Source organism: Gelatiniphilus marinus (assembly GCF_042684345.1).
Lineage (GTDB): Bacteria > Bacteroidota > Bacteroidia > Flavobacteriales > Flavobacteriaceae > Gelatiniphilus > Gelatiniphilus marinus.
This window is the reverse complement of record NZ_JBHULK010000001.1, coordinates 191,995-217,494: the sequence shown is the minus strand read 5'-3', so window position 1 is coordinate 217,494 and position 25,500 is coordinate 191,995. Positions and strand designations below refer to the sequence as shown.

The window sequence follows — 25,500 nt, the reverse complement described above, 5'->3', positions numbered from 1 at the left end:
ATAAAAACCACATTTTATCGATAAAATCTATTAATTATTTTATTTTTTGTAAGAAATCGTATTCGCTCAATATATCAATATTTAATTTTTCTGCTTTTTCCTTTTTGCTGGGCCCCATGTTGTCTCCAGCAACTATATAGCTTGTTTTAGAAGATATGGAGCTACTAACCCTACCTCCGTTGTCTTCGATGAGTTTTTTTAAATCGTTTCTTGAAATAGATTCAAAAACCCCGGTTACCACAATAGATTGCCCTTGCAAAATATTGGTTTGCCCCAAAAGCTGTTCGGCAGACATTTCTAACTGAACTCCAAATTCTTTTAATTTATTGATTATTGAAATATTTTTTTCATCTTTAAAAAACGCTGTAACGCTTTGTGCAATTTTAATGCCTATTTCATCAACATTTACCAAATCTTCTTCTGAAGCATCAGCAACAGCATCGATACTTTTATAATGTTTAGCTAGTTTTTTGGCCACGGTCTCACCAACAAAACGGATACCGAGCGCAAACAAAACACGCTCAAAAGGAATTTGCTTAGAGGCTTTAATTCCTGCAACTAAGTTATCAGCACTTTTTTCTGCCATACGCTCTAGTGGCATTACCTGCTCTTTTGTTAACTCATACAAATCTGAGTAATTGCCAATTAAGCCCTCGTTAACTAATAGGGCTACGGTTTCGCCGCCCAAGCCTTCAATATCCATGGCCTTTCTGGAAATAAAATGCTGGATACGACCAATTATTTGGGGTTTGCAACCGTTGTAATTTGGGCAATAATGCTGCGCTTCGCCATCTTGCCGCACTAATTTGGTGTTACATTCGGGGCAATGTGTAATGTATTGGGTTGGGAAAGAATCTGGTTGGCGTTTTGTTAAATCGACAGCGATTATTTTTGGTATAATTTCACCGCCTTTTTCAACAAATACGGTGTCGCCTACTCTAATGTCCAATTTTTCTATTTGATCGGCATTGTGTAACGAAGCACGTTTTACCGTTGTGCCAGCCAACTCAACAGGTTCTAAATTTGCTACTGGCGTAATGGCTCCTGTGCGTCCAACTTGATAGGTAATTTCGTTTAACTTTGTTGAAACCTGTTCGGCTTTAAATTTATATGCCATCGCCCAACGCGGTGATTTTGCTGTATAACCCAATTCTTCTTGTTGTTGCAAATTGTTAACTTTAACAACAACACCGTCGGTCTCATAAGGCAAATCGTGCCGATGCACATTCCAGTAATTTATAAACTCTAAAACTTCATCAATGGAATGCGCTAGTTTGGCTGCACTTGGGACTTTAAATCCCCATTGTCTGGCTTTTACCAAGCTTTCAAATTGGGTTTTAATACCTAAATTAGAACCTGAAAGATTATACAATAAACATTCCAACGGACGTTTTGCAACTTCTGCACTATCTTGTAATTTTAAACTTCCAGAGGCCGTATTTCTTGGGTTTCTGTATGGCTCTTCTCCTAATTCAATACGTTCTTCGTTCATTTTATTAAACCCATCAAAAGGCAAAACGATTTCGCCTCGAATATCAAACTTTTTAGGATATTCGCCTTTTAATTGAAGTGGCACCGATTTTATGGTTTTTACGTTTGCCGTAACGTTGTCGCCTTGAAATCCGTCGCCCCGGGTTACGGCTTTTGTTAACAATCCGTTTTCGTAAGTTAAGCTTATTGATGCACCATCGTATTTTAGTTCGCAGGTGTATTGAATATCGCCATCAACCAGTTTTTTAATACGGGTTTCCCAATCTTGTAAATCTTCTTTTGAGTAGGAATTATCTAGTGAATACATGCGATGCTCGTGCGCAATGGTTTCAAAATTTTTGGTTACTGCGCCCCCTACGCGTTGGGTTGGCGAATTGGCATCAAAAAACTCGGGGTGTTTCGCCTCGAGTTCTTGGAGTTCCTTTAGTTTTGTATCGAAATCGTAATCTGAAATGGTTGGATTATCGAGCACATAATAGTTATAATTATGTTCGCGTAATGTACTACGTAGGTTTTGTATGTGTTGTTTTATGTTCATTTTTTTGCCACTCCCGAAACTTCGGGACACTAGTTTTTTTTTAAATGGATTCCTGCTTGAAGAGGAACAAAAATGTATTTTTAATTATTAATTTTTAACTCAACTCACCTTTTATCATTCTATCTTTTTTAAAGATGTCTTGTTTTAATTCTATGTTTTTAAACTGTTTTTTATTCAACAATCTTATCATATCGTTGCCAAGGTATTCATTAATTTCAAAAAACAACATGCCATTGAGATTTAATTTATGGCTTGCAAAATATGAAATGGCCTCGTAAAACAACAACGGATTTTCATCATTTACAAACAGTGCCAAATGCGGTTCGTTATTTAAAACATTGTTTTTCATTTGAGGTTTTTCTTTCTTCATAACGTATGGCGGATTGGATACTATAATATCAAACTTGTGTGATGCCGAAACAAGTTCAGCATGACGACAGGTTAAAATATCGGTTTCAATAAATTCAATCTCTACTTTGTTTAATTCGGCATTTTGCTTTGCTAATTTCAACGCTTTTTTACTTACATCTAAAGCACAAACCTTGGCATTTGGTAAGTTTTTAGCAAGTGAAACTGCAATACATCCGCTGCCTGTGCCAATATCTAAAACGCTTAAAGACCTCTTGACTGCTCGCGAAGCGACAGAATTTATAACCCATTCTACCAATTCTTCGGTTTCAGGCCGCGGTATCAAAACATTTTTGTTTAATTTAAACGGCAGTCCGTAAAACTCGGTTTCGCCTAAGATATACTGTAAGGGTTGTTCTTGTTTTAAAGCTTCTAAAGCATTTAAAATAGCAGCTTTATTTTCAATTTTAAAATCGGGTGCCATGGCCAATTGCAATCTTGAAATTTTATAATAGAAATCTATCAGAATAAAAAAGAAACTATCAACTTCTTCTTTTCCGTAAACGGAATCTAAGGCTTTATGAAATGTATTTTGTATTTCTTTTAATTTCAAATTAATCTTTTTTACCGTAAACTATAATTCCTTTATCATCCAGACCCCACAAGAATAGTGTCCCGTATTTCCCAAAGCACCTTTTAGATGCTTAAAGCCATTGCTTTCGTATATATGAATGGCCGCTTTAAGTTGCGATGCCGATTCTAAATAGCATTGTTTATAACCCATTTTTTTGGCGGCTTGCATACATTTTTCAAACATTAATTTACCATAACCTTTTCCACGTATTGTTGGCGAAAAATACATTTTTTGGATTTCGCAAACATTAGCCTCAAAATCCTTTAAAGGTTTAATGCCTCCGCCACCTAAAATGGTACCGCTATCGCAAATAACATAATAAACCTCGTTGGTTTTTTGATAGGCTTCAAACATATTTGGTGTTTCGTTATCTGCATAAGCTGTACCTTCTAACGGAATTTTAAATTCGTGGAAACAGGCTCTTATAACGGCTTCAACTTGTGCATTATCCTCTGGCTTAATTTCTCGAATAACTATAGTATCTTTACTCACTTTAAAACAGTAATTTTATGCATGTGAAGATACTTAAATATAAAAATAAGCGAATGAAGCCTTTGATTATTTTATCAACAATATTATTTGTTTTTTTTGGTTGTTCAGTTAAAGAAAAACCTCTGTTCTTAAATGTTGAAAATATTAAGGTTGTCGAATCGACTTCAAAACATATAACTTTAACAGCAGATGCTTTGTTTTTAAACCCTAATGATATTGGAGGAGAACTAAAAACCAATGAAATAAAAGTATTTGTAAACGATAACAAAATGGCATCTGTTTCTACCAAAAGCTTTAACGTACCGGCAAAAAAAGAGTTTTCTATTCCTTTAAAAGCCAACATCCCTACCGATAGTATTTTTAGCAATAAAAACCTTAGCGGATTGCTTGGCAGCTTGTTTAGCAAACAAATTAAAGTACAGTATAAAGGTGATATTATTTATAAAGTTTTAGGCTTTTCTTACACTTATAATATTGACAAAACCGAAAATGTAAAGATTAAATTATAACATTGGCAAACCACGAAACCTATATAAAACGCTGTTTGGAAATTGCTAAAAACGGCTTAGGAACAACCAGACCAAACCCCATGGTTGGTGCTGTAATTGTTTATAACAATAGCATTATTGGCGAAGGTTACACCAGCAAATACGGCGAAAATCATGCCGAGGTTAATGCTATTAATGCCGTTGCTAATAAATCTTTATTAAAAAAAGCTACGCTTTACGTAACTTTAGAACCTTGTTCGCATTTCGGCAAAACACCACCGTGCAGCGACCTTATTATTAAACACCAAATACCAAATATTGTAATTGGTTGTGTCGATGACAACAAAAAGGTAGCAGGCAAAGGTATCGAAAAACTTAAAAATGCCGGTTGCCATGTTACGGTTGGCCTTTTGGAAAACGAATGTAAAAAGCACCACAAACGCTTTTTTACATTCCATAACAAAAAACGCCCGTACATTATTTTAAAATGGGCAGAAACCGCTGATGGTTTTATAGCGCCTAAAACTAAAAATGTACAAAAACCAGTTTGGATTACCAATGTGTTTTCCAGACAATTAACACACAAATGGCGCGCCGAAGAACAAGCTATTTTAGTGGGAACAAACACGGTTATTCAAGACAATCCGAGTTTAACTGCTCGGGATTGGATAGGACAAAACCCAATTAGAGTAGTAATTGATAAAGATAATAAGCTATCAAAAGATTATGCAGTTTTTAATGATGAAGCAGAAACGATTATTACTTCTAAAAAAGACATAAATTATAATAGTAACGTTGCAAAACAAATTTGTGATGTTCTATTTCAAAAAAATATAAATTCCGTAATTATTGAAGGCGGCACAAAAACACTTCAAACCTTTATAGACGAAAACCTTTGGGATGAAGCACGCGTATTCAAAGGAAACACAGTATTTAAAGAAGGTGTTAAAACACCTGTTTTTTTTGGAAAACTAATTTCTGAAGAAAAAATAATGACTGATAGCCTTAAAATTTACACAAATGAAACTAACAGCAGAAATTAAAAAATATATTGATAAAAGTGTTTTATGTTGGTTAGCTACGGCATCAAAAGATAACGTTCCCAATGTTTCGCCTAAAGAAATTTTTTCTTACTATAAAACCAATAACATAATAATTGCAAATATTGCTTCTCCCCAAACGGTAAAAAATATAAGGCAAAATAAAGAGGTATGTATTAGTTTTATAGATGTTTTGGTTCAAAAAGGATTTCAATTAAAAGGTAAAGCTCAGGTTTTAGAAAAAACAAACCCCGAATTTGAAGAAATGAACGTTATATTACAAAAATTAGCTAACGGGAAATTTCCCTTTGCAACCATAACAAAAATCTCTATAGAAAAATATAAACCTATAATTGCACCTAAATATTTGCTTTACCCTGAAACAACCGAGAAAGAACAAATAAAAAGTGCAAAAAAACTATACAGCTTATAAAACCTTATTTTAATACCATTGTAAATGATTAAAACCCTAATTTTCGATTTTGGCAACGTGTTTATTAATTTAGATATTGAAGGCGCTTTACAACACGCTCTTAGTACTTTTAAAATTGAATCGCTTTCAGATGAGATGACAGCCTTTAATAGTTTATACGAACAAGGATTGATTTCAACCAATGAATTTTTGGGGTTTTATACTGAAAATTTTCCGAAGCTTTCAAAAGAAGATTTAATTAAAGTTTGGAATTTTATGCTGAATGAGTTCCCAGAACATCGTTTAAAATTTATTCAAAATCTAAAAAAAGAGAACAATTACAAACTCATTTTATTAAGCAACACAAACGAGCTTCATATAAATTGGATTAAAGAAAACATTCCTTTTTACAACGAATTTAAAAACTGTTTTGATGCTTTTTATTTATCGCACGAGGTAAATCTTGTAAAACCAAATGAAGATATTTTTAAATTCGTTTTAAACGAAAACAACTTAAAAGCCAACACATGTTTGTTTATAGACGATAATGAAGATAACACAAAAACCGCTGAAACTTTAGGCTTTAAAACATGGCACATAAACCCGAATACCGAAGATATTACAAATCTTTTCAATATAAAAACCCATTTATTTGACTGAAAAAGACACATATAAAACCATTAACACATCAACTGAAGCTATTTTATTTAAAGACAAAAACAGTAAGTTCTTTGGTTATGCCTACCCCATTACTTCTGAAGATGATGTAAAGCTTCATATAAACAATTTAAAAAAAGAGCATCACGCCGCAAGACACTGGTGCTATGCCTACCAAATAGGAACAGAAAACATAAGCTATAGGGCAAATGACGATGGCGAACCCAATAATTCTGCAGGCATGCCTATTTACGGGCAAATACAATCCTTTAATGTAACCAACGTTTTAATTGTAGTGGTGCGCTATTTTGGAGGTGTTAAATTAGGCGTGGGCGGATTAATAAACGCCTACAAAACCACGGCGCAATTAACACTCGAATCCTCCAAAATTATCGAAAAAACCATTAATGTTAATTATTTGATAAGCTTCGGTTACAAAAACATGAATACGGTAATGCGAATTATTAAAGAGCAAAACCTAAATATTACCAATCAAAAATTAGAAATGGACTGCCAAATAACAATAGCCGTAAGAAAGAAAAATGCCAATCAGGTTTTTAAAACCTTCAGCCATTTGTTCGAAATCAATATCGAACAACTTTAATTACAATGCAATCGCGTCCAAAATATATTTTGGTGCCTTAATCGGTCTTTTTGTTTTGGTATCTATAAAAACCAAAGTGGTATGGGCCTGGGCTAAAATTTCACCCTTTTCGTTGGTAATTTCGTACTCAAATTCAATCTTGGCAGATGGGGTGTTTTTTAGTTGAGTTTTTACATTAATTACATCATCATAACGCGCTGGTTTTTTATAGTTTATGCTTAAAGAAACAACAGGTAGCATAATGCCGTTTTCTTCCATGGCCTTGTACGAGAACCCTAGTTTGCGTAACCACTCAACCCGCCCCATTTCAAGATATAACGCATAATTACCATGATATACCACTCCCATTTGGTCGGTTTCTCCATAACGTACTCTTATTTGTATTTCATCGAATTTCATAGGCAGAATTGAATAATTTTTTGTAGTTTCGGCTAGAGCTTAAACATGGGGAAAAAATTCTAGAAATTCAATAGTAAATCATTTTTTTTTTAAGAATTTTGTTCACATATTTGCCAAACGATATAGGTGTTGGAGAATTCCAAAAATTTCTCTCGAATTTACAATAACAAACAAACTACAGCAACAAAAAATGAGTATAACTGCGCAATCGGTATGGAGCAATTGTCTTGAATTTATAAAGGATAATATTCAGCCGCAAGCCTACAAAACTTGGTTCGAGCCAATAAAAGCAGTTAAACTTACCGATAATGCCCTAAGCATACAAGTACCAAGTAAATTCTTTTACGAATGGCTTGAAGAGCATTATGTAAAAATCCTTAAAGTATCGCTAACCAAAGAGTTGGGCGACAAAGCCAAATTGGTTTACATTATTAAAATGGAAAACACTTATGGCAACAAACAACCGTTTACAGAAAAGATACCAAGTGCCAACAGAAGTGCGGTAAAAGCGCAAGATGTTGACATTCCCTTAAACAACAAAAACCCAGAATTACGCAATCCGTTTGTAATTCCCGGCATCAGGAACGTAAAGATCGAGTCTCAACTCAACCCTAATTACAGTTTTGAAAACTTTTTAGAAGGCGACTCCAACCGTTTAGCACGAAGCGCAGGTTTGGCCGTTGCTGCAAAACCTGGTGGCACATCCTTTAACCCATTGCTTGTTTTTGGAGGTGTTGGCTTAGGCAAAACGCATTTAGCACATGCCATTGGAGTAGATATAAAAGACAAATACCCCGAAAAAACGGTTTTATACATTTCTGCTGAAAAATTTACCCAACAATATATAGATTCTGTAAAGAAGAACAACAGAAATGATTTTATTCATTTTTATCAAATTATCGATGTGCTGATTATTGACGATGTACAGTTCCTTTCAGGAAAATCCGGCACTCAAGATGTGTTTTTCCATATATTCAACCATTTGCACCAAAACGGAAAACAAGTGGTTTTAACAAGCGATAAAGCACCTGTTGACATGCAAGATATCGAGCAACGCTTGCTATCTCGTTTTAAATGGGGCCTTTCGGCCGAATTACAGCACCCGGATTTTGAAACCCGAGTGTCCATATTGAAAAACAAACTCTATCGAGACGGTGTTGAAATGCCCGACGACATAATTGATTATGTTGCCAAAAACATTAAAACCAACGTTAGGGAATTAGAAGGAGCCATTATTTCTTTAATTGCCCAATCGTCTTTTAACAAAAAAGAAATCACCATAGATCTTGCAAAACAAATTGTTGAAAAATTTGTTAAAAACACAAAGCGCGAAGTATCTATAGACTATATCCAGAAAATCGTATCGGACTATTTCCAAATGGATGTCGATACCTTACAATCTAAAACCAGAAAACGCCATATTGTTCAAGCCAGACAATTAGCCATGTTTTTTGCAAAAAAACTAACAAAAGCGTCCTTGGCAAGTATTGGCTCGCAAATAGGCAAGCGCGACCATGCCACCGTACTGCACGCTTGCAAAACGGTAAACAACTTATCTTCAACCGATAAACAATTCAGAAAATACGTTGAAGATATTACAAAAAAACTATCGGTTTAACACCTAAAATTAACACCCTATATTTATTGGGATTCGCAGAATATTATTATGACTAAAATTCTTATGGTTTGCCTGGGCAATATATGCCGTTCGCCATTGGCCGAAGGTATTATGCGCTCAAAACTTAACAACAACTCGTTTTTGGTAGATTCTGCAGGAACAGCAAATTACCACCTAGGAAAGTCACCAGATAAACGCTCTATAGCTGTAGCAAAAAAATACGGCTTAAACATCTCCCACCTAAAAGGCCGCCAATTTAGTATTTCGGATTTTGATGCCTTTGATGTGATTTATGTAATGGACGAATCTAACTTTAAAAACGTTATGGATTTGGCCAGAAACGATGAAGATATAGCAAAGGTGAAATTTATTTTAAACGAAGTGTACCCCAACCAAAACTATAGTGTACCAGACCCTTATTACGGTGGCGACCAAGGTTTCGAGAACGTTTACAAAATGCTTGATGAAGCCTGCGACAATATTGCAAAGTCGTTAAACTCTTAATTTCTAGGGCAAAAAAGCATCTTATTTATTAACTTTACTAAATAATCGAGATTAACTCGCTCTACTGCTTGCCTCGAAATTTAAAGGTCTTTTCTTCTAAAAATACCTTATGAGCTAGCTTATTTCGATATAGTTTACTTAAAAAAAAGATGCCTTATGAAAACACTAGTTTCAATACTTATTTTTAATAGTTTTATTTTTTTGGGATTTTCTCAAACCGTTGAACTTCAAAATTTTGGTCCAAATTTTTCTAATCCGGTTGAAATTGCAAACGCAAACGATAGCAGGCTTTTTATTGTAGAGCAAGCCGGCATTATTAAAATTTTAACCCCTAGCGGTACAGTAAACCCAACACCCTTTTTAAATATTACAACAAAGGTTGGTTCGGGTGGCGAGCGTGGGTTATTGGGTTTAGCCTTTGCCCCAGATTACAAAACCTCTGGCAGGTTTTACGTTAATTATACAGACAATACGAGTACTACAGAACCCAACACCATAATTGCAAGATACACGGTAAGTACTAACCCCGATATTGCAAATACTACTGAAACCGTATTGCTTACAATTAAACAACCATTCGACAATCACAACGGCGGAAAATTAGCTTTTGGACCCGATGGTTTTTTATATATCGCCACAGGCGATGGAGGAGCCGGTGGCGATCCTGGAGATAGATCACAAAATACCAGCTCGCTTTTAGGGAAACTTTTGCGGATAGATGTTAGCGGAAGCTCATACAACATACCAAGTTCAAATCCTTTTTCCAGTTCTGCCAACGGACAAAATGATCCGCGTCCAGAAATTTATGCCATTGGGTTAAGAAATCCTTGGAAATTTTCCTTCGACAAACTAAATGGCGATTTATGGATAGCCGATGTTGGGCAAAATGATTTTGAAGAAATAAACAAAGTAACAGGCTCTGGCACACCCGGAGACAATTACGGCTGGAGGTGTTACGAAGGTAACAACCACGTTTTTAACGATACCGGCAACTGTCCTGCAAGCTTTAACGAAACCATAGCTCCTGTTGCAGAATATGCGCATGTTGGCAACGGATGCTCTGGCTCAATAACTGGCGGTTATGTGTACAGAGGCACGATGTTCACTAATTTTATTGGCAAGTATTTTTTTGCCGATTTTTGTACCCAACAAATCGGTATTTTAACCGATGCAGGTTCCGGTTGGTCTATGGCCATGCAAACGCCCAATATTGCTCGCAGATGGACCACATTTGGAGAAGATAATAATGGCGAACTTTATATTGTTGGTGGCTCGAATATTTTCAAAATAACCGATCCTAATTTAAGTGTGGACGAAAGTAAGCTGTTTAATTTTAAACTGCATCCTAATCCTTCAAATAACAATGTTTCAATTGATTTATCTTCAAAATTCAAAACCGTAGAATCTATTTCCATTTACAACATTCACGGTCAAAAAATCGAATCAATTTCAAAATCTAATAAACAAATACTAAATATTTCTGTAAAAAATTACCATAGTGGTTTATATTTTGTGGAAGTTTGTACCAACAACGCATCAAAAATCGTAAAAAAACTAATCATCAATTAAATGGAAAACAAACTTGGCAATTTATACCTTATCCCAACTACATTAGGAGACACGGCGCCTTTGGAGGTTTTACCCATGTCGGTAAAAAAAGTTATTGAAGAGGTAAACACTTATATTGTTGAAAACGAAAAAACAGCACGACGGTTCATAAAAAAGATAAGTTCGGGGAAATCGCAATCGGCATTACAGATGTTTCATTTAAACAAATTTACCGATGCTCTAGAATTACCTGAATTTTTAGAACCCTGCTTAAAAGGCATAAATGTTGGTTTATTGTCTGAAGCGGGATGCCCTGGCGTTGCAGATCCGGGTGCCGACATAGTAAAGCTTGCCCATCAAAATAACATAAAAGTTATTCCTTTGGTTGGGCCTTCTTCAATTTTAATGGCGATGATGGGCTCTGGGATGAACGGACAAAGTTTTGCATTTAATGGTTATTTGCCTATTGATAAAGCTGAAAGAAAAAAGGAAATTAAACGATTGGAGCGCTTATCTTTTGAGCGAAATCAATCGCAAATTTTTATTGAAACACCTTACCGAAACAATAAAATGATTGAAGATTTAAGCCATATATTAGACAACAACACCGCTGTATGTGTAGCTTGCGATATTACTTTACCAACCGAGTTTATTAAAACACAAACCGCAAATGCTTGGAAAAAAAACATGGAAGACCTACACAAAAGACCCTCCATATTTATTATCCATAAAAGTTAATTTCGCCTAATAGCGACAATGCATTAAATAGCTTTGGCCTTTCTGTTTGGCTTTACAAAAGAAGTATCGTAACCAGAAAAACGTTTCATGTAATATTGTACCGTAGTACCATAGCCATCGGTAAAATTATCCAAGCCATAGCTTCTCAAATATTTTTTTACGCTACCTGGACCAGCCAAATGTGCCGCTGCCAAAATACCGGATTCTGTAACAAGAACACCGTTAATGCGTTTACCAACAAAGTTTTTAATGTCGCGTCGCAATATCCATTTGTTACGTGCCGCATTTGCTATAAATGCTTTTTCCTGTAATGCAGGGTTTTTTAAAAATTTTGCAGGATTGTTAATACCAATTAATTTTAAGGTAGAAGCACCAAATTGGTATTTGCCCAAATAGCCAAAAGTGTTTACAGAAAAATAATCGCCCCTGGACTCCTTAAAAGCTAAAGCCTCTTTAAAACCAACGAAAGATTTCCCCAAATAAGGAGAAAATGATTTATTGGCATCATTTAAAACAGATGCCTCGTCTTTATTGTTAGTATCTGAACTTACGGTATAGTTTAAAACCAAACCTTTAGTTGAGTACTTACCTAGATTTATCGTTTCATCAGATGAAAACGAACTGTACAACAGAATGCATATTGTAAGTGTTAGGGTTAAGTAACTTGCAATACTTTTTCTCATATATTTAAATTTCTTCAGTATATTTTAATAGTAAAGTACACTTGAAAATTTGAGCGTGCAAAATTAGGCTTTTTTTTAATAACTTCAAAATTAATCGTTTATCTGTTATCTTTAGTAGTACAATAGATGAAATACACTGCCTTTTTTATTGAATTCTAGAGCTGGAAATGGCACTTTTAAGACGTTAAAAATACTAAAAACAGATTTTAAAAAGCGTGATTTTGTTTTAATCTTGTTTAAATTTACATCGAAACTCAAATAGAATTGCCGTTGTCTATCTATATTTATTAACGAACCATTGCCAATATCTTTAACACCTTGCAACATCCCATTGGCACTGTAACCTATGGCGAAATTTAGCCATTTAGGGATTTTACTGGCTTTTAAAAAATCGTGTAAATTAACACTTAACCAATAAGTTTGTCCGTTATAATCCTTTAATATCTGCTCTAAAAACCCATCGCCTAATTTATCTGGATTTTGCATCGCATATTTAGTTTGATGAAAAGAGAATTTTAAATGGATGCGTTGTTCGTTCCAAAGTAATTCTTGCCCTATATATAAAGCCGTTCCGGAAGCATTTGCAGCAATATCGCCCCAAGAAAAACCCCATTCTTGCGAATAGCCATCTAAAATTTCGACAGCAGTTAAAAACCCAAAACCAAGGGTTGCGCCATAAATCAATTGGTTTTTTTTACTTACACCGCTCCAGTTTAAAGCCTCTGCCCCAAACTTCCCTATTTGATAAGATGCAAAGACATGCCCTATTTTATCCATTTGAAGCCATTCGTTATTATCATTAATGGTATGGAATTTAGAACGTTTGAAATCTGAGTACCACAATTGGTTTAATCCTAACAAGGTAATACCCGACAAAGAAGTTGTAGTTATTGCAACGGCATTTCTTCGGGATGTATTTAGGGTGTCGCTAGGAGTTAAAAACGCATCGAGCTTTGTTTGCGAAAACGACATTGATGATATTAAAAAAACGAAAAACAGGTATTTAAAGCAATTAAACACCATTATCGTCTTATCCCTTTGCTGTTAATCCAACGAATATATTCTTGCCTATTTCGGTTATGCTGCGCTAGGGTTTTAGCGAACTTATGATAGCCAAAATTTTCAACGTTTACTACAAAATAATAGTAGTTGTGCTTTTCGTAATTTAAAACGGCATCGATTGACGATACATCTGGCATGGTTATTAAACCAGGTGGCAAACCAGCATATTTATAAGTATTGTATGGCGAGTCTATTTCCAGATCTTTATAAAGCACGCGTTTTATAACCTGCTCAAAATTGCCAGATTTTTTCTTTATGGCGTAAATTACCGTTGGATCTGCTTGCAGTGGCATTCTTCTTTTAAGCCTGTTTACATAAACACCTGCAACACGTGGACGCTCATCTACTTTAGCGGTTTCTTTTTGAACAATGGAAGCTAGTGCAATCACTTCGTGTTGAGATAAACCCAAGGCTTTTGCTTTTGCCTCTCTGGCCGCGTTCCAAAAACGCTTGTATTCCTTAAGCATACGCTTGGTAAATTTTTCTGCAGAAGTATTCCAGAAAAACTCGTAACTATTGGGAATGTACATACCTAAAGCTGTTTCATCTTTAAAACTATTTTCGGTTAAAAAAGCTTCATCTTTCATAGCATTAATAAGCGATATGCTATCGGCTTCAATTTGAGATGCTACTCGACCTGCCAATTTCTCAAGTGTTTCTTGGTTGTTAAACGATAATTTTACAGGTAGGTTTTTACTTCTAATTGTGTTAATAATATCGTTATTGTTCATGCCCTTTTTTATGGCATATCGACCTGCTTTAACGTTATTTACATATTTTTTTCGTTTAGCCAAAGCATCAAACCTATCAATATTTTTAAGAAGCGGGATTAACTGCTGCCGCACATTGTTGTAGGTATCGGTAGATTTTATATATACATAAGCCGTATCGTTATTAAAGGCTGTATTTGGCACAAACATGGTATTATACACAAAATAGGCAAAATAGGCAGCTACGGCTAACCCAATAAATACGATGGTTAAGAGAATTTTTTTTATGTACATTTAGTTATTTATTAGCTGAAATAAATATTCGTTTTTATATAAACCATTAATGTGGTTCCAATCTTTTTTTATTCCGATTTCCTTAAACCCTTGTGCTTTAAAAAGTTTGATGCTTGTTGTATTATCTTCAGAAATATTACAATACAATTGATGCAACCCTAAATGCGAAAAACTATATTTAATCAATAATTGCAAGGCTTCGCTACCGTAACCTTTTTTTCTGTTGCTTTCTTCTTTAATTAAAATACCAAGTCCTGCCCTACTGTTTTTAAAATCGAAATCGAACAAATCAATTAACCCTAAAGGCTCTTCATTATAACTTGAAACCACCAAGCGCAATTGCTTCACTTCATAAATGTCTTTGTGGGCTTGCTCTAAATATTGTTTGATTAAAAATTTAGAATACGGTGCTTGGGTATTGCTAATTTCCCAGACCGATTCGTCGTTTTCTATGGCGTATATAAACTCTAAATCCTCGGGTTCTAGAGCACGCAAATAAATGTTTTTTCCTTTTAAGGTAATCATATAATGCCTTGAAAAACTAATTTTGCCGGACCCATTAAGCAAACATTTTTATAAACACCGCTTTCTTTGTTAAAAGACACTTGCAAATTGCCGCCTTGGGTATGCAAAGTTATTAGGTTTTTTTCGGTTTCACCAATATAATGCATGGCCAAGGCTACTGCTGTAACACCGGTTCCGCAAGATAAGGTTTCGTTTTCAACACCGCGCTCGTAGGTTCTAACTTTAAATTCTGTGCTCGAAACTTTCTTAACAAAATTAACATTAGTACCTGCTTTGTTATAAGGCTGTCCGTATCTAATTTTGGCACCTTTGGTTTTAATATCGAAATCATCAATATTGCTTTCAAACTGTACATGGTGGGGCGATCCCGTATTTAAAAAAACATGGTGGTCGTATTTTTTAACTGTATCAACATTGTGCATTTGTAATTTTACAATACCATTGCTTAGGCTTGCGCTATGTTTACCGTCTATTGCCAAAAAAAAGGCCTTGTTTTTTATTATCCCCAGTTGTTTTGCGAAAGCTACAGCGCATCTTGCGCCATTGCCACAAAAACTTTGGCTGCCATCGGCATTGTAATAGATCATTTCAAAATCCAATGTCTCGTGGTTTTCCAGTAGTATTAGTCCGTCTGCACCTATGCCAAAACGTCTGTCGCACAGATGGGCGATGCGTTTGGTATTGTTTTTGTCGAATGTTTGTTGACGATTATCAATCATCACAAAATCGTTTCCAGTTCCTTGATATTTATAAAAAGTTTGTTGCATAATAAAGCACAAATATAAAGAAGTCTTTTGTACTTTTTTGTTGACTAGTAAAAATTTAAAGGTGTAAAAATACCGTGTGTTGGTTTTGCGTTAGGGATTGAACGGCATGTTTGAGCTCGCCGATCCCGAAGCTTCGGGAGAGGAAGCGAGTAGTGAAAGCCCGACCCCTTTTTTGGGGTAACGCCCAAATGATTTTTGATTGTTAAACAGCCGTTAAAAAACACGTTAAATATCGTTAAAATTGATTTTGAAATTCAATAAATATTTAATTTTAATCGTTAACAAATAATACTTAAAACTGAAAAAAAATGAAAAAGATTTTAACCCTTGTATTGGTTTCGGCATTAGGTGGAATTTTAACCCTAGGCGCATATAAATTATTATTAGAACCTGAGCAAAAACCTATTATTGCTTCAAACCACAATACATCAACCTATTTGCCAACCAACCATGTAAAAAGCATCTATAATGTTGAAGAAAAAGCCAATTTTGTTGCCGCTGCCGAAAGTACGGTAAACGCGGTTGTACACGTAAAAAATGTTTCGGTAGGTAGCAGCCAGATGTCTATTCAAGATTTGTTTTTTGGCAGAAACCCTAACCCACAATATCGATTAGGTACGGGCTCTGGTGTTATTGTAGATCCATCTGGTTATATCATTACTAACAATCATGTTATAAAAAACTCTAAGGAGTTATCGGTTACTTTAAATAACAATAAAACCTACGAAGCAGAAATAATTGGTGCCGACCCAGAGACCGATATTGCTGTTTTAAAAATTGAAACAGATGAAGATTTACCAGTTGTAAATTTTGGTGATTCTGATCAAGCACAAATAGGCGAATGGGTTTTGGCCGTGGGCAACCCTTTTAATTTAACATCTACAGTAACGGCGGGTATAATTAGTGCAAAATCAAGAGATTTAACAGGTAGCCGTTCGCAATCTTTTATACAAACCGATGCGGCTGTAAACCCAGGTAATTCCGGTGGCGCTTTAGTAAATACCAATGGTGAGTTAATTGGCATAAATACTGCCATATCGTCTCAAACTGGTTCTTATGTGGGCTACTCTTTTGCTGTACCTAGCAATATTGCCAGAAAAATATTTATGGATATTTTAGAATACGGTAATATACAAAACGGTGTTTTAGGTGTTTCTATTTTAAACAAAAACTCTGAAGAAGCTAAAGAATTGGGAGTAAACGAAATTGAAGGTGTGTATGTAAGCGAAGTTACCCGTAAATCTGGTGCCGAAAAAGCGGGCCTAAAAAAAGGAGACATAATAAAAAAACTAGACCATATAGAAATTTCTAAGTTTGAAGATTTAAAAGGCTATCTAAAAACAAAACGCCCCAAAGATGTTGTAAATGTTAAGGTGCTTCGCGATGAAGAATTTTTAACCATTCCGGTAACCATCTCCAACATAGATATATTTTCTGCAGAGTTTATGGATATGGAATTTAAAGATTTATCTACCGATGTAAAAGACAAACACAACATACCGCATGGCGTTAGAATATCAAAATCCAACAACAAATGGCTTAAAAACAATCTAGGTATCACAGAAGGTTACATTATTACCAAGATTAACGACAAAAAGATAGAATCCATACAAGATATTTCAAAATTAAAAGAAAAATATGGCGACGATTATCTTGAAAATCTTAAAAGCTTAGCGTTTATTAATCGCTACGGAGAAAAAAAGGAAGTTATTTTTAAGTAAAACACTTTATAAAACCAAGGTATTACAACCTCTTAAAACACCAAGATTTTAAGAGGTTGTTTTTTTTTGCCAATACGCTACGAAAACGTTTGAAATATAGTATTTTTGCCAAAATTTTATCTTTTATGGCAAGGCCAAAAAACTAAACATTAAAAACAATGCCTTTAAACAAAACATACGAAAAAGAATTGGCTTTTCAGGCCGACCGCCGAAAAGCAACCGTAGAGTTTATAAAAATTGTAAACGACCTTTGGTACGATAAATCCATCGAATTAGTAATTTTTAGAAACCAACTAATAGACAGAAACGTAAGCCAGATTTTAAACCTGCACAACTACGCAGGTAAATTTGTACAAAAACCCATCTCAATTTTTGATTCGGTTGAAATTGCCCAAGCCATTAAGGCACTCGATTTGCCACCAGCAAAATTGGATATTGGAAAGCTAACCTACGAATTTCATTTGGATAACAATAAACACGGCAATGCCACGGCTTTTATTGCAAGCAAATTAAAAGACGCTAGAAAAAATGGCAATATTACACCCAAAAATGTTGTTCTTTATGGTTTTGGGCGCATTGGGCGCCTAGTGGCCAGAGAGCTCATGACGCGTACAGGTAAAGGAAGCCAACTGCGATTAAGAGCCATTGTTACCCGAGGCGATATTACTGAAACCATTTTAGAAAAAAGAGCGGCTTTACTGCGCAACGATTCCGTACACGGCGATTTTTCAGGAACCGTTTCTATCGACGCAAAAAACAAGGCCTTGATTATTAACGGGACCACGGTAAATATTATTTCTGCAAACGCACCAGAAGACATAGACTATTCTAAATACGGCATAAACAATGCTTTGGTAATCGATAACACCGGTGCATTTAGAGATAAAGGCGCTTTAAGCAGGCATTTAAAATCTAAAGGCGCAGACAAAGTGCTACTTACCGCCCCAGGAAAAGGCGTACCAAATATTGTTTACGGTGTCAATCATTTAGAAAACAACCCTGATAAAGTCGATATTTTTTCAGCGGCATCTTGTACAACTAACGCCATTACACCTATTTTAAAAGCTATTGAAGATTCTTTTGGTGTTAAAAGCGGCCATTTAGAAACCATACACGCTTATACTAACGATCAAAACTTGGTTGATAATTTTCATAAAAAATACCGCCGTGGTCGTGCTGCCGGATTAAATATGGTTATTACAGAAACCGGTGCAGGCAATGCTGTAGCCAAAGCTTTACCGAGTTTAGAAGGTAAATTAACCTCAAACGCCATTCGTGTACCGGTACCTAACGGCTCTTTGGCCATTTTAAATTTAGAGATTGAAAACAAAACATCGATAAACGGCATTAATACAATTTTAAAAAAATATGCCTTAGAAGGCGATTTGGTAGAGCAGATAAAATACGAACTTAGTGATGAACTTGTTTCTAGCGACATTGTAGGTAGTTCTGCGCCATCAATTTACGACAGTAAAGCCACTATAGTTCGTGCCGATGGCAAAAATGTATTGCTTTATATTTGGTACGATAACGAATACGGTTACAGCCACCAAGTAATACGATTGGCAAAATATATAGCTAAGGTAAGACGTTATACCTACTATTAACGAAACCCTTAGTTGCCTAAACAAAACCCAATGGCAACACGCCTTGTTTAATATGGCCAAACTTTTAAATTTTTTTTTGAAATCTAAACCCAAATTTCAATCGTATATAAAGCAGCCTCATTTTATGAGGCTTTTTCTTAAATGCAAAGCCATTAATAAACATAATTTTATAACTTCGTAAAAACCAAAAAACAACCCTTTTTAAACCAATCGTAAATGAATCCTATTAAGCACGCCCCATTTATCATTCTTTTTTTAACAATTTCACTAACCGGTTTTTCGCAAGCTAAACCAGAAGAAGACCTCTCTTTAAAAAACGGTACTATAGCCAATCAATTTGAATATGTTTTAAGAAAATCAGGCAATTTTAAAGGCACAAACGGGCAAGCCTACGAAGCCGTAAAACGCAGCATGTTTTTTACCTTGCGAGCAAACACGCTAGATTCTTTAAAAACATTAAAAACCAAATTAGAAAACTCTAAAACCACTGTTGGAGCCCAACAAAAAGAAATTAACGATTTAAAAACCGCACTAAACAGCACACAATCAACACTAGACGCTACAAATTTAGAGAAAGACAGCATGTCGCTGCTGGGTATGCGAATGAGCAAAACCAACTACAATGTGGCAATGTGGACTATTATTGCAAGTTTAATGGCCTTATTTGTTTTATTTGTTTACAAGTTTAAAAACAGCAATGCCATTACGCGAGATGCTAAAAAAGCTTTGGAAGAAATTGAAGAAGAATTTGATGAACACCGCAGAATAGCTTTAGAGCGCGAGCAAAAGGTAAGGCGCCAACTGCAAGACGAAATAAACAAACAGAAAGGTGTTTAATGCTACCAATTGTTATTTTGAAAGTATGCAAAAAGCCTTAAAATATTTGTTTTAATGCTGAAATTTGCCAAATATCACCAATTTAATTTTGTAAAGCCATACAAAAAACGAAGTTGCTTTTTTGTTCTACAACGCTGCAATTGGTTTGTATAGCTGTAGCTATGGAAATTATGAGCAAGGGATAGAGTTGAAAATGAACCCGTTTTAATTAAATTAGGTGTAACACCAACAAAACACCCAAAAGAATCTATGGCTACATGTTTCTTCGGTACTGCCCGCCAACTTCAAACAAAGCCTTGGTAATTTGCCCAAGCGAACATGTTTTGGTAACATCCATTAAAGCTTCAAAGATATTTTCGTTGTTTAGAGCTTTCTTTTGAAGCCCTTTTAATAACGCTTTTGCATTATTTGACTTATGAAGGTTTTCTAGTGTTTTAATTTGAAATTGCTTTTCTTCTTCTGTAGCCCTAATGATTTCCTTAGGAACAATAGTTGGAGACCCTTTAGAGCTTAAAAACGTATTTACTCCAATTATCGGGAATTTACCGCTATGTTTCAAAGTTTCGTAATACAAACTTTCTTCTTGTATTTTACTGCGCTGATACATGGTTTCCATGGCTCCGAGCACACCGCCGCGATCGGTAATCCTGTCAAACTCCAAAAGCACAGCTTCTTCAACCAAATCGGTTAATTCTTCAATAATAAAAGAACCCTGAATTGGATTTTCGTTTTTGGCCAAGCCCAATTCTTTATTAATAATTAATTGAATAGCCATGGCACGACGAACCGATTCTTCAGTTGGTGTTGTAATGGCTTCATCGTAAGCATTGGTGTGCAGCGAGTTACAGTTATCGTAAATAGCATACAAAGCTTGTAATGTGGTACGAATATCGTTAAAATCAATTTCCTGGGCATGCAAACTGCGTCCGGAAGTTTGAATATGGTACTTTAACATTTGCGCCCTGGCATTGGCACCATATTTATGCTTCATGGCTTTGGCCCAAATTTTTCTGGCAACACGACCAATAACAGCATATTCCGGATCGATGCCGTTTGAAAAGAAAAACGATAGGTTGGGCCCAAATTTATTGATGTCCATGCCACGGCTTAAATAATATTCTACGTAAGTGAAACCATTGGATAAAGTTAGTGCCAATTGCGTAATAGGGTTTGCCCCTGCTTCGGCAATATGATAGCCAGAAATAGAAACCGAATAAAAGTTACGAACATTATTTTCAATAAAATATTCTTGTACATCGCCCATTAAACGCAAGGCAAATTCTGTTGAAAAAATACAGGTATTTTGCGCTTGGTCTTCTTTTAAAATATCGGCTTGAACGGTGCCACGAACCTGAGCAATCGTTTTCTTTTTAATGTCTTGGTAAACGTCTTTTGCTAATACTTGATCTCCTGTTACACCTAACAACATTAAGCCTAAACCATTATTTCCTTCGGGTAAATCGCCATTGTATTTTGGACGCTCTTTGCCTTTATATAGTTTATCAATTTTTGTTTTTACGTCGCCTTCCAGTCCGTTTTCTTTTATATAAATTTCGCACTGTTGGTCGATGGCCGCATTCATAAAAAACCCCAAAAGCATGGGTGCCGGCCCATTTATAGTCATACTTACCGAGGTCTTTTCGCTTGCCAAATCGAAACCGGAATATAATTTTTTAGCATCGTCTAAACAGCATATTGAGACACCTGCGTTTCCTATTTTACCATAAATATCGGGTCTGAAACCGGGGTTGTTTCCGTAAAGCGTTACGCTATCGAAAGCAGTCGATAAACGTTTTGCGGGCAAACCTGCGCTAAGGTAATGAAAGCGCCTGTTGGTTCGTTCCGGTCCACCTTCGCCGGCAAACATTCTTGCTGGATCTTCGCCAGTTCGTTTAAACGGATATAAACCTGAAGTGTATGGAAATTCTCCTGGTACATTTTCTTGTAAGCACCATTTTAAAATATCGCCCCAAGCTTGATATTTTGGTAACGCTACTTTTGGTATTTTTAAATGTGAAAGCGATTCGGTGTGGGTTTCAATTTTTATCTCTTTATCTCTAACTTTAAATGAATAGATTGGGTTTTTATATGTATTTACTTTATCGTTCCAACCTGTAATTATTTCCCAGCTGTATGGGTCGAGGTTTAGTTTTACGCGGTCGAATTCTGCGATAAGCATGCTAATGAAGTCTTTGTTCTCGACTGTGCTGGAACTGATAGACTCGGTTTCAATTCCTGCTTTATCTAATCGTGGTTCGGTTCCAATAACAGATTCTAAGGTTTTATAAATACCGTAAAGTTTTTGAGCAACCTGAACATACGCATTGGCTTTCTTGTCGTAAGCCCGATTGTTTTCGGCAATTTCTGACAAATAACGGATCCTTTTAGGCGGAATAATAAAAATCTTTTCGCTCATGTCTCCTGAAATTTCGAAAGTCGATTTTAAATCGGCATCTGTCTTATCAACCAACTTATCCATAATGGCTTTGTACAGCCTGTTCATTCCGGGGTCGTTAAACTGAGATGCAATGGTGCCAAAAACGGGCAATTCGTCTAGATTAACATCCCAAAGATTATTGTTACGCATGTATTGTTTTTTTACATCGCGCAGTGCGTCTAAGGCCCCTTGTTTATCGAATTTATTAATAGCTACCAAATCAGCAAAATCCAACATATCGATTTTTTCCAATTGTGTTGCTGCGCCAAATTCTGGGGTCATTACATAAAGCGCTACATCAGAATGTTCTATAATTTCGGTATCCGATTGCCCAATTCCGGAGGTTTCTAAAATAATCAAATCGTATTCGGCAGCTTTTAAAACCTCAACCGCTTCATTTACGTGTTTAGACAACGCCAAGTTAGATTGTCGTGTGGCCAAACTGCGCATATAAACTCTGGGATTGTTTATAGCATTCATTCTAATTCTATCGCCTAAAAGGGCGCCTCCTGTTTTACGTTTTGAAGGATCTACCGATACAATACCAACTGTTTTCTTTGGGAAATCTATTAAAAACCTTCTAACTAATTCATCGACCAAAGAAGACTTTCCTGCGCCACCGGTTCCTGTAATTCCCAATACAGCCCCTCCTAACCTCCTCAAAGGGGAGGAATCCTTAATAGGATAAGGAAACACTCTCTTATAATCTTCGTTATTATTCTCTGCAAGCGAAATTAATCTTGCTATGGTATTTACATCTTTATTTTTTAGGCTTTCTAAAACCTTATTTTTTCCCATTTCCAGTAACCAAGAACCGTCTTCATTACATACTTTTCCATGAGTATCTGGCTTCCCTTCTTTGGAGGTGTTTGGGGAGGCTTTCTCTACCAAATCGTTAATCATGCCTTGCAAACCCATTTCTCTTCCATCATCTGGAGAATAAATTCGGGCAATCCCATAGGCCATCAATTGCTTAATTTCATGTGGCAGAATAACGCCGCCGCCGCCGCCAAAAATCTTGATGTGGGATGCGCCTCTTTCCTTAAGAAAATCGAACATATACTTAAAATACTCGTTGTGCCCACCTTGATACGAGGTTAAACAAATGGCATTTACATCTTCTTGAATGGCTGTATTTACAACCTCTTCTACACTTCGGTTGTGCCCCAAGTGAATTACCTCAACACCTGTTGCCTGAATAATGCGCCGCATAATGTTTATAGAAGCATCGTGCCCATCAAAAAGCGATGCGGCAGTTACAATTCTAACTTTGTGCTTTGGTTTGTATGGTTTAGTTTGTGCCATTCTTAAAGAATCTTGAATTTTATGTTGCTAATTTACGGAATATTCAAAAAATTGGAGTGTTTATATTGGATTATCTAAAGTTTTAAAAATTTCATTTTTTGCTTAGATTACCGATTTCTCGAGAATAACTCCCAACGCTTCGGGACAACAGAAACCCAGAAACTGAGCCTCGAGGTATTCTTTTCGATTAAAATGTGACTTTATTTTTTTCTTGTGTCTAAAAAAACATTAATAAAACCTAAGCAACTAATTATCGGATTATTTGAAGTTTTGCTCTCAAAGGCATCTGCTCCCTAGATGCCTTTTTATTTAAACTATGCCCATTAACTACAACCCATAAATAGCGCCTTGTTTAGCAAAACGGAATCCTAAATTTTGAATGCTATCTTTTAACCTATGACTATCTTTTATAGTGGGATTGGTGTGATTAAAATGAATAAAGTGGATTTTGTTTTTCGTTTCAATGGATTCATTTTCAAACAGCGTTGTAGTCTCGGTGGTAAACGGATGCGGTATTTTACTCATATCCCTGTCTAATTCGCCAGCTTTAAAAAAAGAGGCATCTAAAAATGCGTAATCTACTTTTTTAACTTCTTCAATAATATCTCTTTTCCATACATTCCACTTATCAATATCTGGAATAAATAAGGCTGATTTGTTTTGCCCCTTAATTTTATACCCCACCGTTTCGGAATATTCGTCGCGATGCGGCACTAAAAAAGGAATCACTTTTAATTTTGAATTTAATACGATAGTTGAATCGTTTTGAAGCCGTTTCAAATCAATATTATTTAAGCTTACCAATTGACTCCACGGCCCGTTATTTTCTAAATATGTTTTCATTTTTGGCATCGCGTAAACCGGAATGCTATTTCCACCTAAAGCTTCTCTCCCAAAATACATCAAACCTGTGTAATGCCCAATATGCGCATGGGTTAAAAATACGCCATCAATCACGTTGTTATTATCTAAATGCGTTTTTAGCAACTGCGTTTGTGCAGCAATATCTGGCGTGGCATCAAAAAGCCATTTTTTTTGATTTTCTAAATCTAACAAACCCAAACACGAAATTAATTTCTTTGATTCTTCAGCATTATAAAAAGCTTCACAACAGGTTTTATTACAATTAATTTGAGGAAACCCGGCATCTTGTGCAATACCTAAAACCGTAATGAATTGCATGGGTTTTTCATCTAAATTACAACCTGTTTTCTTTTCTTTATTTTGACAATTAAACAGCATAAAGCAAAATATTAGGCATCGTATTTGCAACATCTTCATTAGTAAAAATATATCTTTGTTAAATATATAAAACATAAATTATGATTCGTAAATTTTTAGCAGTCTTCTTAATATTAAACTTAAGTGCTTGTGCAGAATTACAAGAAATAGCAAAACAACTACCGCATAGCGGAGGTGTTGGAAATGCCGAAATAGCCTCTGGATTAAGGCAAGCTTTAGACTTTGGAATAGACAAACAGGTTACCAAACTAACCCAAAAAGACGGCTTTTTTAAAAATGAATTGGTTAAGATTTTATTGCCCGAAGAGTTACAAAAAGTTGATAAAACACTTAGAGATATTGGTTTAAGCAAATTAGCCGACCAGGGTTTAAAAGTACTTAACAGAGCTGCCGAAGATGCCGTAAAAGAAGCCACGCCAATTTTTGTGAGTGCTGTAAAAGATATTACCTTTACCGATGCCAAAAATATTTTATTGGGAAACGATGATGCCGCAACCCAATATTTAACCAGCAAAACACAAGCGGCTTTGTACGATAAATTTAATCCTGTTATTGAAAACTCGTTTGCTAAAGTTGGTGCCAATAAAATTTGGAACAACTTAATAAACAAATACAACAACTTGCCGTTTACAAACAATGTAAACCCAGATTTAACCGATTATGTTACCGGCGAAGCTTTAAAAGGTGTTTACACCATGATTGCTGTTGAAGAAAAAGACATACGTACCAAACTATCGTCGAGAACCACAGATTTGCTGAAAAAAGTTTTTGCTTTGCAGGATTAGAATTACAAAAACTA

Annotated in this window: 24 protein-coding genes; 13 read left to right on the top strand and 11 right to left on the bottom strand. The window is 35.5% G+C overall.

Annotated features, from left to right (window positions below; all coding sequences use genetic code 11):
• Positions 1 to 34 precede the first annotated feature (34 nt).
• The 3 genes from ligA to ACFSQS_RS00995 all read right to left on the bottom strand — a co-directional run bounded on the left by ligA (position 35) and on the right by ACFSQS_RS00995 (position 3,503).
• Positions 35 to 2,029 carry an NAD-dependent DNA ligase LigA gene (ligA, locus tag ACFSQS_RS01005; protein WP_388012717.1) on the bottom strand — a complete coding sequence of 665 codons (1,995 nt, stop codon included), beginning with the start codon at positions 2,027 to 2,029 and terminating at the stop codon, positions 35 to 37.
• Positions 2,030 to 2,123: 94 nt separating this feature from the next.
• The gene (prmC, locus tag ACFSQS_RS01000; protein WP_388012714.1) at positions 2,124 to 2,990 is read right to left on the bottom strand and encodes a peptide chain release factor N(5)-glutamine methyltransferase; all 867 of its coding nucleotides are present in this window, start codon (positions 2,988 to 2,990) and stop codon (positions 2,124 to 2,126) included.
• A 21-nt stretch (positions 2,991 to 3,011) separates the two neighbouring features.
• Positions 3,012 to 3,503 (bottom strand): GNAT family N-acetyltransferase, encoded by a 492-nt coding sequence (locus ACFSQS_RS00995; protein WP_388012711.1) that lies wholly within the window; start codon positions 3,501 to 3,503, stop codon positions 3,012 to 3,014.
• 53 nt (positions 3,504 to 3,556) lie between these two features.
• Between ACFSQS_RS00995 and ACFSQS_RS00990 the strand changes: the two genes are divergently transcribed.
• From ACFSQS_RS00990 to ACFSQS_RS00970, 5 genes are read left to right on the top strand one after another with little or no spacing between them, the layout of a single operon-like run.
• On the top strand, positions 3,557 to 4,012 hold the full coding sequence (locus ACFSQS_RS00990; RefSeq protein ID WP_388012708.1) for an LEA type 2 family protein: 456 nt from the start codon (positions 3,557 to 3,559) through the stop codon (positions 4,010 to 4,012).
• A gap of 2 nt (positions 4,013 to 4,014) precedes the next feature.
• Entirely contained in the window at positions 4,015 to 5,034 is a 1,020-nt protein-coding gene (ribD, locus tag ACFSQS_RS00985; RefSeq protein ID WP_388012705.1) for a bifunctional diaminohydroxyphosphoribosylaminopyrimidine deaminase/5-amino-6-(5-phosphoribosylamino)uracil reductase RibD, read from the top strand.
• Entirely contained in the window at positions 5,012 to 5,464 is a 453-nt protein-coding gene (locus ACFSQS_RS00980) for a pyridoxamine 5'-phosphate oxidase family protein (protein ID WP_388012702.1), read from the top strand. The genes ribD and ACFSQS_RS00980 overlap by 23 nt, the downstream gene beginning before the upstream one ends.
• Before the next feature lie 24 nt (positions 5,465 to 5,488).
• Positions 5,489 to 6,103 (top strand): HAD family hydrolase, encoded by a 615-nt coding sequence (locus ACFSQS_RS00975; RefSeq protein ID WP_388012699.1) that lies wholly within the window; start codon positions 5,489 to 5,491, stop codon positions 6,101 to 6,103.
• Positions 6,096 to 6,704: an IMPACT family protein gene (locus ACFSQS_RS00970; protein WP_388012696.1), complete on the top strand. Its 609-nt coding sequence runs from the start codon at positions 6,096 to 6,098 to the stop codon at positions 6,702 to 6,704. Before ACFSQS_RS00975 ends, ACFSQS_RS00970 begins: the two co-directional genes overlap by 8 nt.
• Here ACFSQS_RS00970 and ACFSQS_RS00965 read toward each other — a convergent pair whose 3' ends face one another.
• Positions 6,705 to 7,103 (bottom strand): acyl-CoA thioesterase, encoded by a 399-nt coding sequence (locus ACFSQS_RS00965; RefSeq protein WP_388012693.1) that lies wholly within the window; start codon positions 7,101 to 7,103, stop codon positions 6,705 to 6,707. It lies immediately after the preceding gene.
• A 190-nt stretch (positions 7,104 to 7,293) separates the two neighbouring features.
• On the opposite strand from ACFSQS_RS00965, the gene dnaA reads away from it, so the two are divergent.
• From dnaA to ACFSQS_RS00945, 4 genes are all read left to right on the top strand, one after another.
• Positions 7,294 to 8,721: a chromosomal replication initiator protein DnaA gene (dnaA, locus tag ACFSQS_RS00960; RefSeq protein ID WP_388012690.1), complete on the top strand. Its 1,428-nt coding sequence runs from the start codon at positions 7,294 to 7,296 to the stop codon at positions 8,719 to 8,721.
• 48 nt (positions 8,722 to 8,769) lie between these two features.
• Positions 8,770 to 9,225: a low molecular weight protein-tyrosine-phosphatase gene (locus ACFSQS_RS00955; RefSeq protein WP_388012686.1), complete on the top strand. Its 456-nt coding sequence runs from the start codon at positions 8,770 to 8,772 to the stop codon at positions 9,223 to 9,225.
• Positions 9,226 to 9,381: 156 nt separating this feature from the next.
• Positions 9,382 to 10,794, top strand: coding sequence for a PQQ-dependent sugar dehydrogenase (locus ACFSQS_RS00950; RefSeq protein ID WP_388012683.1), 1,413 nt, complete (start codon positions 9,382 to 9,384; stop codon positions 10,792 to 10,794).
• Positions 10,795 to 11,511, top strand: a complete 717-nt coding sequence (locus tag ACFSQS_RS00945) for an SAM-dependent methyltransferase (protein ID WP_388012680.1) — start codon at positions 10,795 to 10,797, stop codon at positions 11,509 to 11,511.
• 23 nt (positions 11,512 to 11,534) lie between these two features.
• Here the strand turns inward: ACFSQS_RS00945 and ACFSQS_RS00940 are convergent, their stop codons facing one another.
• The 5 genes from ACFSQS_RS00940 to dapF form a co-directional block, all read right to left on the bottom strand.
• A complete protein-coding gene (locus ACFSQS_RS00940) occupies positions 11,535 to 12,194 on the bottom strand; it encodes a peptidoglycan-binding protein LysM (RefSeq protein ID WP_388012677.1) in 660 nt (219 codons plus the stop codon).
• Between the two features lie 111 nt (positions 12,195 to 12,305).
• Positions 12,306 to 13,166 (bottom strand): DUF2279 domain-containing protein, encoded by an 861-nt coding sequence (locus tag ACFSQS_RS00935; protein ID WP_388012674.1) that lies wholly within the window; start codon positions 13,164 to 13,166, stop codon positions 12,306 to 12,308.
• Between the two features lie 50 nt (positions 13,167 to 13,216).
• The gene (gene mltG / locus ACFSQS_RS00930; RefSeq protein WP_388012671.1) at positions 13,217 to 14,260 is read right to left on the bottom strand and encodes an endolytic transglycosylase MltG; all 1,044 of its coding nucleotides are present in this window, start codon (positions 14,258 to 14,260) and stop codon (positions 13,217 to 13,219) included.
• The gene (locus tag ACFSQS_RS00925; protein ID WP_388012668.1) at positions 14,261 to 14,785 is read right to left on the bottom strand and encodes a GNAT family N-acetyltransferase; all 525 of its coding nucleotides are present in this window, start codon (positions 14,783 to 14,785) and stop codon (positions 14,261 to 14,263) included. It lies immediately after the preceding gene.
• Positions 14,782 to 15,552: a diaminopimelate epimerase gene (gene dapF / locus ACFSQS_RS00920; RefSeq protein ID WP_388012665.1), complete on the bottom strand. Its 771-nt coding sequence runs from the start codon at positions 15,550 to 15,552 to the stop codon at positions 14,782 to 14,784. Before dapF ends, ACFSQS_RS00925 begins: the two co-directional genes overlap by 4 nt.
• A 308-nt stretch (positions 15,553 to 15,860) precedes the next feature.
• Here dapF and ACFSQS_RS00915 point away from each other — a divergent pair, with 308 nt between their 5' ends.
• The 3 genes from ACFSQS_RS00915 (at position 15,861) to ACFSQS_RS00905 (ending at position 19,717) form a co-directional block, all read left to right on the top strand.
• Positions 15,861 to 17,273: a trypsin-like peptidase domain-containing protein gene (locus ACFSQS_RS00915; protein WP_388012663.1), complete on the top strand. Its 1,413-nt coding sequence runs from the start codon at positions 15,861 to 15,863 to the stop codon at positions 17,271 to 17,273.
• Positions 17,274 to 17,431: 158 nt separating this feature from the next.
• Positions 17,432 to 18,880 carry a glyceraldehyde-3-phosphate dehydrogenase gene (locus ACFSQS_RS00910; protein WP_388012660.1) on the top strand — a complete coding sequence of 483 codons (1,449 nt, stop codon included), beginning with the start codon at positions 17,432 to 17,434 and terminating at the stop codon, positions 18,878 to 18,880.
• Positions 18,881 to 19,096: 216 nt separating this feature from the next.
• Positions 19,097 to 19,717: a tRNA (guanine-N1)-methyltransferase gene (locus ACFSQS_RS00905; protein WP_388012657.1), complete on the top strand. Its 621-nt coding sequence runs from the start codon at positions 19,097 to 19,099 to the stop codon at positions 19,715 to 19,717.
• 253 nt (positions 19,718 to 19,970) lie between these two features.
• Here the strand turns inward: ACFSQS_RS00905 and ACFSQS_RS00900 are convergent, their stop codons facing one another.
• Entirely contained in the window at positions 19,971 to 23,459 is a 3,489-nt protein-coding gene (locus tag ACFSQS_RS00900; protein ID WP_388012654.1) for a methylmalonyl-CoA mutase family protein, read from the bottom strand.
• Between the two features lie 327 nt (positions 23,460 to 23,786).
• Positions 23,787 to 24,701 carry an MBL fold metallo-hydrolase gene (locus tag ACFSQS_RS00895; RefSeq protein WP_388012651.1) on the bottom strand — a complete coding sequence of 305 codons (915 nt, stop codon included), beginning with the start codon at positions 24,699 to 24,701 and terminating at the stop codon, positions 23,787 to 23,789.
• An 80-nt stretch (positions 24,702 to 24,781) separates the two neighbouring features.
• Here ACFSQS_RS00895 and ACFSQS_RS00890 point away from each other — a divergent pair, with 80 nt between their 5' ends.
• Positions 24,782 to 25,486 (top strand): DUF4197 domain-containing protein, encoded by a 705-nt coding sequence (locus tag ACFSQS_RS00890; RefSeq protein ID WP_388012648.1) that lies wholly within the window; start codon positions 24,782 to 24,784, stop codon positions 25,484 to 25,486.
• Positions 25,487 to 25,500 lie beyond the last annotated feature (14 nt).